Source organism: Lactococcus sp. (assembly GCF_036648155.1).
Classification (GTDB): domain Bacteria; phylum Bacillota; class Bacilli; order Lactobacillales; family Streptococcaceae; genus Lactococcus; species Lactococcus cremoris.
Window position 1 is genome coordinate 228,046 of the sequence record NZ_JAVXIY010000003.1, and the last position, 12,666, is coordinate 240,711.

Annotated in this window: 11 protein-coding genes; 10 read left to right on the forward strand and 1 reads right to left on the reverse strand. The window is 34.7% G+C overall.

The features are described 5' to 3' along the window. Positions 1-47 precede the first annotated feature (47 nt). From RSC39_RS04585 to RSC39_RS04620, 8 genes are all read left to right on the forward strand, one after another. The gene (locus RSC39_RS04585) at positions 48-1,256 is read left to right on the forward strand and encodes a CCA tRNA nucleotidyltransferase (protein WP_332535420.1); all 1,209 of its coding nucleotides are present in this window, start codon (positions 48-50) and stop codon (positions 1,254-1,256) included. A gap of 123 nt (positions 1,257-1,379) precedes the next feature. After that, positions 1,380-2,804, forward strand: a complete 1,425-nt coding sequence (locus RSC39_RS04590) for a C69 family dipeptidase (protein ID WP_332535422.1) — start codon at positions 1,380-1,382, stop codon at positions 2,802-2,804. A gap of 110 nt (positions 2,805-2,914) precedes the next feature. Beyond that, entirely contained in the window at positions 2,915-3,433 is a 519-nt protein-coding gene (locus RSC39_RS04595; protein WP_332535424.1) for a hypothetical protein, read from the forward strand. Between the two features lie 105 nt (positions 3,434-3,538). Continuing rightward, complete coding sequence (locus tag RSC39_RS04600; protein WP_332535426.1) at positions 3,539-4,618, forward strand: iron-containing alcohol dehydrogenase family protein; 1,080 nt, start codon at positions 3,539-3,541, stop codon at positions 4,616-4,618. 83 nt (positions 4,619-4,701) lie between these two features. Then, complete coding sequence (locus RSC39_RS04605; protein ID WP_332535428.1) at positions 4,702-5,655, forward strand: LysR family transcriptional regulator; 954 nt, start codon at positions 4,702-4,704, stop codon at positions 5,653-5,655. 147 nt (positions 5,656-5,802) lie between these two features. Continuing rightward, complete coding sequence (locus tag RSC39_RS04610) at positions 5,803-7,674, forward strand: ABC-F family ATP-binding cassette domain-containing protein (RefSeq protein WP_332535430.1); 1,872 nt, start codon at positions 5,803-5,805, stop codon at positions 7,672-7,674. Between the two features lie 6 nt (positions 7,675-7,680). Continuing rightward, positions 7,681-7,863 (forward strand): hypothetical protein, encoded by a 183-nt coding sequence (locus RSC39_RS04615; RefSeq protein ID WP_011676583.1) that lies wholly within the window; start codon positions 7,681-7,683, stop codon positions 7,861-7,863. Positions 7,864-7,880: 17 nt separating this feature from the next. After that, positions 7,881-8,855 carry a Gfo/Idh/MocA family oxidoreductase gene (locus RSC39_RS04620; protein ID WP_332535432.1) on the forward strand — a complete coding sequence of 325 codons (975 nt, stop codon included), beginning with the start codon at positions 7,881-7,883 and terminating at the stop codon, positions 8,853-8,855. A gap of 10 nt (positions 8,856-8,865) precedes the next feature. On the opposite strand, the gene msrA is transcribed toward RSC39_RS04620, so the two are convergent. Then, the gene (gene msrA, locus RSC39_RS04625) at positions 8,866-9,417 is read right to left on the reverse strand and encodes a peptide-methionine (S)-S-oxide reductase MsrA (protein WP_063282406.1); all 552 of its coding nucleotides are present in this window, start codon (positions 9,415-9,417) and stop codon (positions 8,866-8,868) included. A 905-nt stretch (positions 9,418-10,322) separates the two neighbouring features. On the opposite strand from msrA, the gene RSC39_RS04630 reads away from it, so the two are divergent. Beyond that, positions 10,323-10,670, forward strand: coding sequence for a helix-turn-helix transcriptional regulator (locus tag RSC39_RS04630; protein WP_332535434.1), 348 nt, complete (start codon positions 10,323-10,325; stop codon positions 10,668-10,670). 200 nt (positions 10,671-10,870) lie between these two features. Continuing rightward, positions 10,871-12,666 (forward strand): bacterial Ig-like domain-containing protein (locus tag RSC39_RS04635; protein ID WP_332535436.1); only part of this gene is annotated, 1,796 nt, incomplete at its 3' end.

A 12,666-nucleotide genomic window follows, 5' to 3' on the forward strand; every position in this document is an offset into this window, starting at 1 on the left:
AATGGGGCTATGCCCCTTTTTCTATAAAAAATGATAAAATAAAAGATATGAAATTAGAAAAATTACCCGAGGAGTTTGTACAGGCTCAGCCGGTTTTAGAAAAAATAAGCGAGCATGGTTTTGAAGCTTATTTTGTTGGAGGTTCTGTACGGGATGTATTGCTTGGGCGAGAGATTCACGATGTAGATATTGCAACGAGTGCTTACCCTGAGGAGATAAAAGATATTTTTCCTTATACTATCGATGTCGGTATTGAGCATGGAACTGTTCTTGTTTTAGCTGGAAAATCGGAAGCCGAGCATTATGAAATTACTACTTTTCGGACAGAATCAAAATATACAGATTACAGACGACCTGACCATGTGGATTTCGTCAGAGATTTACGAGAGGATTTAAAACGGCGCGACTTTACGGTTAATGCTTTTGCCTGTGATTTTGAGGGTCAAATCATTGATTTATTTGATGGTTTAACAGATTTAAAAGAACGAAGATTGACAGCTGTTGGGAGCGCTTTGGAGCGTTTCAATGAAGATGCCTTACGGATTATGCGTGCCATGCGTTTTGCTTCCACTTTGGATTTTAAAATTGAAGAGAAAACTTTTTCAGCCATGCGTGAGCGTTCTCACCTCTTAGAAAAAATTTCGGTTGAGCGAATATTTATCGAATTAGATAAATTATTGTTGGGGAGTGAATGGCGCAATGGTTTGACTTTATTGATTGAATCAGAGGCATGGAAATACTTACCAGATTTTCAAGATTTAGCCTTAAAAAAAGTGCTGACAGAGCTGTCAGTAGATTTTCACTTTAAAAATTCAGAACAAGCATGGGCGGCCTTACTGACCAGATTTTCAAATATTGATGTGAAGGCTTTTTTACGCAAATGGAAAGTATCAAATGAATTTTCAAAATATGTAGCTGACCTTGTTTCAGCCTATGAACTTGAAAATTGGGATTTGGTCAGTCTTTATCATTTTGGTTTGGAAAAAGCACTTCTGGTTGATGAGTTGAAAATTGCTTTTGGAAGGAATATTGACAGAGAACGAGCAGTTTTTATTAATGACCAATTGCAAATTCATGATAAATCAGAAATTGTTATTGCTGGGAAAGATTTGATGGATGAATTTTCACTTAAGCCCGGACCAGAGTTGGGAAAAATATTAAAAACTATTGAAGAAAAAATAGTTAAAAACGAGTTGAAAAATGAGCAGATTGCAATTTTAACAGAAGTTAATAAAATGCTAGAACTTGAAAAATAAAAGTTAACAAATTTTACTGATAGAAATTCTGAAAAAAAATCAATTAAAATTGTATTTCTGCTAGAGACACAATTTTTGATATTCCTATCAATGTATTCTATAAAATATAAAGGGAGAACTAATATGAAAATTGAAAATCGCCGTAAAGGGTCATGTACAACAGTGCTTGTTGGGAAAAAAGCCTCAATTGATGGGTCAACAATGATTGCCCGTAATGATGATGGTCATGAAGCGCTTGATCCACAACGCTTTATTGTCATTGAACCAGAAAATCAAGTGCGTCATTATAAGGCAGTCTTATCTGGTTTAGAATTAGATTTGCCAGATAATCCTTTGCGCTATACTTCGACACCCAATGCTGTCCTAAAAGAAGGAATTTGGCCTGCAGCAGGAATTAATAGTGAAAATGTTGCGATGTCAGCAACAGAAACAATTACTACGAATCCAAGAATTCTCGGACTTGACCCTTATGTGGAAAATGGGATGGGCGAAGAAGACCTTGTGACTCTCGTCTTGCCTTATATCAAAAGTGCTCGCGAAGGAGTCGAACGTTTAGGCCAATTACTGACAACTTACGGAACCTATGAACCAAACGGGATTGCTTTTGCTGACAATGAAGAAGTTTGGTGGTTGGAAACAATCGGTGGACATCATTGGGCAGCGGTTCGCATTCCTGATGATTCTTATGTGGTGGCACCAAATCGAATGAATATTGACGAATTCAAATTTGATAATGATGATTATATGTGTTCTGCTGATTTGAAACAATTAATTGATGAAAATCATTTAAACCCTGATTTTGAAGGTTATGAAAGTCATTATAATCTCCGTCATATCTTTGGTTCATCTTCAATAAAAGACTCTGTTTATAATAATCCTCGAACTTGGTATGGTCAAAATTTCTTGGGAAATGTATCTGAAGACCCACAAAATCAAGAACTTCCATTCATTTGTGAAGCTAGCCGTAAAATCACTGTCGAAGATGTGAAATTTGTCTTGTCAAGTCATTTTGAAAATACAAAATATGACCCTTATGGCACAACAAATCGTCCAGAAGAAAGAAAACTTTTCCGTCCAATCGGAATCAATCGAAATCACAGTGTTCATATCTTGCAAGTTAGAAATAATGTTCCTTTTGAACTTGCAGGTGTACAATGGCTTGCTTTTGGTGCAAATACATTCAATCATGTTGTACCATTTTACACAGCAATTAATGATACGCCAGCTTCTTATCGTGACGCGAAGGGAGAATATGATCCAACAAATATGTATTGGTTGAGCGCAACAACAGCTGTTCTTGGTGATGCGAATTATGATTTATTTGTTGATTTACGCAACACTTTTGAATTAAACACCATGGCGAAATTCCATGAAATTCAAAATGAAACTGATAAAAACTTTGAGCTTGCAGAAGATAAAATTGCTTATTTGACACAAGCCAATGAAAAATTAGCAGAGGCTGCTTTCAAAGCACAAACGGAACTTTTGGGACGTATGGTTGTTCTTGGTTCAGCTAATATGAAATTACGTTTTGACTTTAATGATTAATTTTATCTAAAAGATCTTAAAAAGTAATTGGAAAACTACTTTTTTTAGTTTTATTTTAACTTCAAAATGTTATAATACTATTACAGCTCAAAGCTAGAAAAGGAAAATAAATGAATTCTAGAAAAAGAAAAACAGTGAAGAAACGTAGAGGGGGTAAAGTATTTGCAATATTACTCTCCCTTATTATATTTCTGGCTCTGATTGTTTTTGGTATTGTGATGGTAGGACGACACGTTATTTCCAGTCAAACAGATAATATTGCAGCAAAATTTATACCAGATTCTCAAAACTTAACGGACGCAGCGGATCAAATTGGTTCGGCTACTCCGTCAGCTATTGCAAGCAAATTAAATGAGAATTCGGATACTATCAAGAGTCAATCGCAGGGATTAATCAATTCGGCAAAAGCGACGAGTACTGACACAAAGCTGACCTATACTTTAGAATCTTCTAAGCTTAATAAAGCAACCGTTGGTGCCCTTTTACTTGCAAGTGGTGATCAAGTTAAGGACGTTGCAGATAAAGTCTTAGACTCAATGAAGAAGGCTGGAGTGGCTCAACCCAAACTGCAAATTGATTTGACAGATGACAAGGGAAATATAATCAAAACTCTGGATTACAGTGCCTAACAACATTGATTTAGAATAAAAACAACATTTACTTAATTAAATGTTGTTTTTTTGTGCCTTAAGTGATAGAATATTCTAAATAATTATTTAATTAGGAGGAAAATTATGAAACTCTCAGAAGAAGTCCGTCCCGGAGCAAACAGATACGTGAGTGGTCAAGGAATTTTGCAGGATTTAGAAGCTTACCTTGCGCCATTTAAGGAACTTGCCGTGATTACTGGCGAGAAATCATTTCAAGTTTTTCAAGATTTTTATCCTAAAACTCTTTCTTATCCTATTTTTCATTATGACGGCACAGCATCTGTTGAAAACGGGAAAAAGCTAGCCAAAGAAATCGGTAATGTTGAGGCTATTCTTGCGATAGGGGGCGGGCGTTTGATTGATACTTGTAAAGTAGTGGCACAAGAGCTTGATTGTGAGTTGATAATTATTCCTACTTTAGTATCGAATTGTGCACCTTATACACCAGTTGCTGCGCTTTATCATTCAGACCATACTTTTGATAAAGTCGGATACTTAAATAAAGTCAGTCATTTGACCTTGGTGGATTATGACTTTTTGTTAGCGACTCCCTATGATTATTTCGTTGCTGGAATTGGCGATACACTCGCAAAATGGTATGAAATGGAAGGCATTATTCGTCAAGTCCCCCAAGAAGAACTGTCAGCTTCTGTTCGTTTAGGTTTTGTCAGTGCCAAAGAAATTTTTAAAATATTATTTGCAGATTCAAAGGCGGCTTTGGCGGATTTAAGTAAGCAAAAAGTAAGTCCAGCTTTTGGACGTATTGTAGACACAATCATTGAACTTTCGGGCACGGTGGGCGGATTTGCTGGGACTTATGGGCGGATGTCAGGTGCTCACGCGCTCCATAATGGACTTTCGCTTTGTCCAGAAACCCACGCTATTTTACATGGTTCAAAAGTTGCTTATGGTGTTTTAGTTCAATTGGCTTATACAAGGGACTATTTAGAAATTGAGAAACTATTACCTTTCTATCGAGAAAACCATTTGCCTGCTTCTTTAGCAGAAATAAATTTATCCAATCCTAATTTGAAAAAACTGAAAGAAGCGGCAGAATTTGCAGCGAGTCCTGTTGAATCTTATCGCTTAATTGATGAAAAAGTGAGCGGGGAAAAAATAATCTCAGCGATAAAAGTACTGGAAAGCTTGGTCAGTAAAAAATAATTACTGAAAGTTCTGTCAGTAAATACAAAGTTACTGACCAGATTTTTGATTTTTGAATTAAAAATCTAATGAGGAAAAAAATAATGACGATAAGTTTACAACAACTCAAATATTTTATTGAAGTGGCTAAGATTGGCTCAATCAATCAGGCAGCTGAGATTCTCTATATTACACAGCCTAGTCTATCAAAGTCAATTAAAGACATTGAAATAGAAGTAGGATTGCCCCTTTTACAACGTTCAAGCAAAGGAATTTCGCTGACCGCAGAAGGAACCGAGTTTTTAGGTTATGCTAGACAAGTTGTTGAACAATCTGATTTATTGGAAGCGCGGTGGTTGGACAAAAAGCCATCAAGAAAACTGTGTGCCATCTCGACACAGCACTATGCTTTTGCCGTCAATGCTTTTGTAAATATGGTTAAAAAAACAGAAAGTCAAGGAATTGACGAATACGAATATACTTTACGAGAGGCCCGTACTTATGAAATTATAGAAGATGTGAAGGCCTTGCGCAGTGAACTTGGCATTCTTTACAAAAATTCTTATAACGCAAATGTAATTGACAAAATTTTAAAAGAAAATCGGCTAACCTTTCATTCCTTGTTTTTGGCTGAGCCTCATATTTTCGTAAGTTCGACCAATCCCTTAGCTGACCGACAATTTGTAAGCTTAGAAGATTTAGAAAAATTTCCACGCTTGTCTTATGAGCAAGGCGAGCATAATTCTTTCTATTTTTCTGAAGAGATTTTATCGACTGTTTACGCTAAAAAAGACATAAAAGTGGGAGATCGAGCCACAATTTTTAATCTAATGATTGGCTTAAATGGTTATACCATTTCAACAGGTATTGTCAGTCAGGATTTAAATGGTGATAATATTGTCGCTATTCCTTTAGCAGTTGACGATAATATAGAAATTGGCTGGATTTCACTCAATGATTTTCAACTAACCAGACAAGCTGAACTCTATATCAAAGAATTAGAAGAGATTGTTCATCCCTTTGATATTCGTGAGAGTAAAAAAAATATTGACGATTAATCAAATCTTTTCTGTCAGTAATTTTTTACTGACGGAAAGGAGTCATCAAAGAATCGCTCACTTTGCTAGTAAAAATGATACCTGTCGTTACTGACAGGCTTTTTTATGATATAATCAAAAGTAATATAAGAGAAATTAGGGCAAAAAATGGCAGACTTCATCGCACAAAATTTAAGTAAATCAGTTGGTGAAAAAACGGTTTTCAATTCGATCAATTTCATCATTCATGATCTTGATCGAATTGGACTTCTAGGAGTAAATGGAACAGGTAAAACAACACTCTTAAATGTTATTTCAGGACTTTCTGGTTTTGATGGAGATAAATCGCCTTTTGACCATCCACAAAATTACAAAATTACTTATTTAACTCAAGAACCAGATTTTAATCCCAAAGCAAGTATTTTAGATAGTGTTTTAGATGATTCACTTCCACAAATGAGGGCAATTAAAAACTATGAAGCGGCGCTTTTGGATTTTGAAAATTTGTCTAAATTAGAGCGTGCTCAGTCAGAAATGGATGCCTTGAATGCATGGCAAGTAGAAGCAGATGTCAAAACAATTTTAACTAAACTTCAACTTCCAGAAGCTACAACAATCATTGAAAGTCTTTCTGGTGGACAAAAAAGACGTGTTCAATTGGCTCAAGCTTTAGTCAATGATTCAGATTTGTTATTACTTGATGAACCAACCAACCACCTTGATGTTGAGACCATTGCTTGGTTACAAAATTATCTAAAAAATTCTCGAAGAACAGTTCTTTTTGTGACCCATGACCGTTATTTTTTGGATAATGTTGCAACACGAATTTTTGAGCTTGAAGATGCCGGATTAAAAGAGTATCAAGGAAATTATCAAGATTATTTAGCAAAAAAAGCAGAAGATGAAGAACGTGAAGCCGCAGCGAGTCATAAAGCCAAACAACTTTACCAGTCCGAATTAACTTGGATTCGTAAATCACCACAAGCTCGGGCAACCAAACAACAGGCACGTATTGACCGCTTTGAAGACCTCAAAGATTCAATGAAAACTTCAAAAAATCAAGAGGATTTGGAATTAAATATTGCTTCAAGTCGTTTAGGTAAAAAAGTGATTAATTTTAAGAATGCAGGATTTTCTTACCCAGACCGACAAATTTTCAGCAATTTTGATTTAATTGTTCAACCTCATTCGCGCTTAGGGATTGTTGGGGATAATGGCGTTGGAAAATCAACACTCCTCAATGTCATTGCTGGAGAATTAGAATTAACTGAAGGGCTTTTAGAAATTGGGGAAACCGTCAAAATTGGTTATTTCAGTCAAGAAATTCGCGGACTTGATGAAAATAAACGCATGATAAATTTCCTTGAAGAAGTGGCTTCGGCTGCTCATAATAATAGTGGCGAAAATATTTCAATTGTTAATCTGTTAGAGCAATTTCTCTTTCCAAGAAGTAGCCACGGAACACTCATTTCTAAACTTTCTGGTGGTGAGAAAAAACGACTCTATTTACTAAAGATTTTACTATTACAACCTAATGTGCTTTTACTTGACGAACCAACCAATGACTTGGATATTGCAACATTAACCGTACTTGAAAATTTCCTAGGCTCTTTCCCTGGTGCTGTTTTGACCGTTTCACATGACCGTTATTTCCAAGACAAAGTAAGTAATGAATTACTTGCCTTTGAAAATGGAGAAATCAACCATTATTTTGGTGCTTACAGTGACTATTTAGCGGTCAAAATGGAAGAAAAAATTGCTGACAAAGCTGTCAGTAAAACTGAAAGTCCCGTAATTGCTGACAAAAGAGAAAATACGGACAAAGCCAAACTGACTTATATGGAAAAGAAAGAATGGGAAACCATTGAAAGTCAAATTGCTGAAATTGAAGAACGAATTTCTGAGATTGACACAGAAATGAATGAAAATGGTTCTAATACAGAACTCTTACTTGACTTACAAAAAGAATTAGACAATAAAACAAAAGAGCTTGAAGAAAAATATGAACGTTGGGAATATCTATCAGAAAGGGCCGACTAAAAGATTATGACGACACAAGAACTTATTGAAACCTTACAAAAATTTCCACCAGAAGCAACTGTAAAAATCATTCAAAATGATATCAGTGGAGACCGATTTTTTGATGTTAATACAGTAGAAAATCTTGCTAGAGTCCGTGTTACCACTGCAGGAGTTGAAACTGTAGAAACCGTGATTATCGGGATTTAGTCACAGGAGGAAGTTAAATGTTAAAAATTGGAATCATGGGTGCTGCTAAGATTGTTCCCCGATTTGTAGCAGGTGTAAAAGAAAGTGGGCAAGCAGAAGTTATCGGAATTGCTGCCAGAAATAAAGAAAAAGCAGAAAAAGCCGCTTTGGATTTAGGAATTCCAGAAGTTTATGATGATTATGTAAGTTTAGTAAAGGCAGAAGAAATTGACTTAATCTATATTCCACTTATCAATAAACAACATTATCCTCAAGCAAAGCTGGCCCTAGAAGCAGGTAAAAGTGTGCTTCTTGAAAAACCATTTACCTTAACGCTTAAAGAGTCTCAAGAGTTATTTAAGATTGCAAATGAAAAAAATCTTTTTTTGATGGAAGCCCAAAAATCTGTTTTTCTTCCTGTGATGACCAAAATCAAAAAATGGCTTGATGCCAATGAGATTGGTAAAGTATCTCGCCTTGCAATTAACGATTTTAGACCTCATACCAACCGTGAGAGTTGGGCTTTAGATCTAAAAGAAGGTGGCGGAGCCTTTATCATGCATGCCAGCTATCCACTCTCCGTGCTACAATTTTTATTTGGAACAGGTTTTGATGAAGCAAAAGGAATTTACTGGTCCCCTGAAGAAAATAAAGCAGATTTAGATTACGAAATTCTTTTGAAAAAAGAAGAAATTATGATTAATATCTCGCTTACCACCCGTTTGGATAAAGCAAATACTTTTGTAATTTACGGGGAAAAAGGAGAAATTTCTGTTCCAAATTATTGGAAATCAAATCAAGCAAGTCTCATTAGAAATGATGGAATGATTGAAGAGTTTTCACATCCAATGTCAAGTGAATTCAGTTATGAGATTGATGAAATCGCGGAACTTATCAATAGTGGTAAGAAAAAAAGTGAAAAACTTTCTCCTGAAATGACAATGACGACTGTTAAAATTGTAGAAGATCTATACCAAGAATGGTTTGGAAAAGATTGGCCAAATATAAAATAAAAACACTAGCTTATCTAGTGTTTTTTCTTAAAAATTTAAATTTTCCTTTGAAACGTTGTAAGGCCAAATAACGTTCACGTGCCTTGTGCATCGCTTGATAACGTTTAGGGTCTTTTTTATAGTATTGTTGATGATATTCTTCAGCTGGCCAAAAAGTTTTAGCTTCTTCAATAGGAACAACTATTGGTTTGTCCCAAATTCCAGATTTTTCTAAGGCGATTTTACTTTTTTGAGCAGCAGTTTTTTGTTCTTCACTTTCAACAAAAATTACTGGACGGTAATTTGCGCCTCGGTCATAAATTTGACCGTCAGCATCGGTTGGGTCAATCAAAGACCAATAAATATCTAAAAGTTCATCATAAGAAATTAGTTCATTATCAAATAAAATTTCAACGGCCTCTGTATGACCAGAAGCTTTTGAGAGAACTTGGTCATAAGTAGGATATTCGATCTGTCCTCCTGTATAGCCGCTTGTTACAGCTAAAATACCTGAACGTTCTTCGAAAGGTTCAACCATACACCAAAAACAACCACCAGCAAAAATAGCTCTTTCTGTACTCATCTTACACCTCCATTTGCTCTAAATTAATTATATCATGTGAAAAAATTGCCGCCTCATCATTTGACTCGAATTTTAAAAATTTTGAATTTGGCTTTTTTGTGATAGTAAAGTAAAAAAATGGGTGGTAATGTTTAAAATCATTGATTTTGAGGGCTAATAAAAGATAACTAACTCAAAAACTAACCAAGCAAAGAAAAAGTGTATATAAAAAGTCACTGGTAATAATAACTAGTAATTTTTTATTTAGTGAATTTTGGTATATAAATATATTATTATGCTTTCGTAGAAGTTAAAGGACGGTAGCTAATCTATCAAGGAGGTAATGGCTATGCAAAAATTCATGGGTACTTCTCCCAAAATACAGAAAGGCGAAAAATTTGTTTGTTTATCAGGCGTTAATGTTGGTGATTGCATTTGCAAGAATAACTTTATCTAATAAAAATGAAATATATAGAAGTGTAGGGCATACAATTTAAATTTGAAAAATAGCTAAAAAAATGTATAATATAAAGTACATGAAACATTGTCACTTGATTATAATCAAGTGAAAATACAAATTTGTTAGATACTATTCTTAGTATCAGTGACTTTTAAAGAGTTGTATGGTACTCTCTAGGACTATCTTGTAGTATAAAATGAAAAAGACTCCGAAAAATTAAGGTTTTTCGGAGTCTTTTGTGTCTTATTTTCCCTAACAGTCGTCTATTTATGTCGCTCGTATTATTAAATAGTAACTTATACTTACTTAAATATATTATTTTGAAAATCAAATTATTTAATATTTAACCAAGTATAGGCATTTATAAGTGTTTTCATATCAATAACATCACAAAGCTTTCGGGAAAACCTTAATTTTTCGTAAAATAAAAAATTAAAATTAAAATTGAATTTTGAAAGGATTTGAGATGGATAGAAATGACTTTTATGGGAGAATAAAAAAACTTGCAGAAGCTTCAGATAAATCTTTTAATCAAATTGAGAAGGAACTAGGATACTCTAGAAATGCATTAAGTAACTATAAAGGTAAAACGATGCCTTCTGCAATCCGATTATTAGAATTATCTGAGTACTTTGATGTCACTCCTAGATATTTGATGGGACTGGATGAAATTTATTTTAAAGAAAAGAGTGAAGATAGTCTTACTGAGTTTATTTTTGAAAATTTAAATAAAAAACAAAAACTCGAAATGTGTAGACTATCTCAAGGCTGGTTAGTACATGAAATGAAAATTAATCCAGAAATTACTAACTAAAAAATGAGGAATGTGCGTAATATAAAATATAAAGGAGAGACATTTTGAACAAAAAAAGCTATTTAGCATTATTTAGTACTATGATATTATCATTACCATTGATTGCTACATCAGTAGAAGCGTATGAGTTATCTATAAATTCAGTAACAGCAAATAATGAGAAACAGTTAGAGGATAATCAGGAAGAGAGTATCAAGAGATTGAGTACAGAAGGGAGTACTGACCTTTCTAATTCTACGGGGAGTCAGAAAAATTCTAATTTTGATAAATCAAAAAGTGATGTAGAAATTTTGGAAGAGACTTCCTCAAATAAGAAAGAAGAAAAGGGAAGAGATAGTACTCTTCCTGACAATCAAAACAACAGCAATAATAAAAGTACAACGGAACAACCGAATATTTCATCTCGTTTATATACAGGCTCACCTTTTGAACAAGGAAAAGTTGGAGTGAAAACATCTTATTCTAATGGATGGGGAGAAGGTGATAGTACAATTAGATTAATTGGCTCTGCTCAAACAGCAAATTTCCGTGCTTCAATGAAAAAGGTCGTACAGTCAGATCCGGATCAACGTTATATATTAGTAGGATTTCGTGTAGCAAAAGCATCAAATACTACTGGTAAACTGTTTGATTATGATAAGATTATTTCAAGAATATATTATGATACTTCGAATCGGACTGGAGATGTACTCTCTACTGGAAATTATTCGGATGAATTTTCTAGTGAGGCTCTGAGTGGAACAGATTATCAAGTTTCAGATTATATATACCATGATGAAAAAAAAGGAGTAGATTATACTTTTACCAATTCCTTTAGAGATAGCAATAAAACTTTTGGAATTGAAGCTATGATTCCAACTGTTTCAGACGCATATGATGTGTCTGAGCGCATAGCTATCCAAGCTCTTGTAAAAGATACGCGAAACAACAATAGTATAAGTGCTTGGAATCTGGCGGATTTATATAAATATACTTCTTTTGAAGGAGTGCATAATGCAGAATTACAAGTTAAAGATACCGAGATAAGCCAAAATAGCATATGGGATCCTAGAGATAATTTTATTTCGGGAACTAAGTTTAATGGAACAGAATTTATAAACATGGGACAAACCGTCAAGACTTCAGGTACAGTTGATACAAGTAATCCTGGAAATTATCCAATAGAGTACTCATTTGAAGAGAAGCAGTCTGGAACGATAGCAACAATAAAAGCCATAGCAAATATTAAGGTTATCGCAAACTTAGAAACAATTAAGGCACATGATATTACTATTTATAGAGGTGAGAGTTGGGAGCCAAAAGATTCTTTTGACAGTGCAACAGATATAAAAGGTAATTCGATTGATTTAAATTCTGGAGTTATTATTAGTGGTGCGAACAAAGTAGATACTAACAAAGTTGGGACATATATTGTTACATATAGCAGCGGGAGTGCTAAACAAGATGTGACTATAACTGTTAAAGACAAACAGACGGCAGTTAACGTGCACGACTCAAGCATTTATGTTGGGGATACTTGGAAATCGGAAGATAACTTTGACTCTGCCCTTGATAAAGATGGCAATAAAGTTGATTTCAGTCAACTCACAGTAGATGAATCAAAAGTGGATACCACAACAGCCGGCGTTTATGAAATAACCTACACTTATGGTGGTGTGACAAGCATTGCGAAATTGACTGTTAAAGGTAAACAGACAGCAGTTAACGTGCACGACTCAAGCATTTATGTTGGGGATACTTGGAAATCGGAAGATAACTTTGACTCTGCCCTTGATAAAGATGGCAATAAAGTTGATTTCAGTCAACTCACAGTAGATGAATCAAAAGTGGATACCACAACAGCCGGCGTTTATGAAATAACCTACACTTATGGTGGTGTGACAAGCATTGCGAAATTGACTGTTAAAGGTAAACAGACAGCAGTTAACGTGCACGACTCAAGCATTTATGTTGGGGATACTTGGAAATCGGAAGATAACTTTGACTCTGCCCTTGA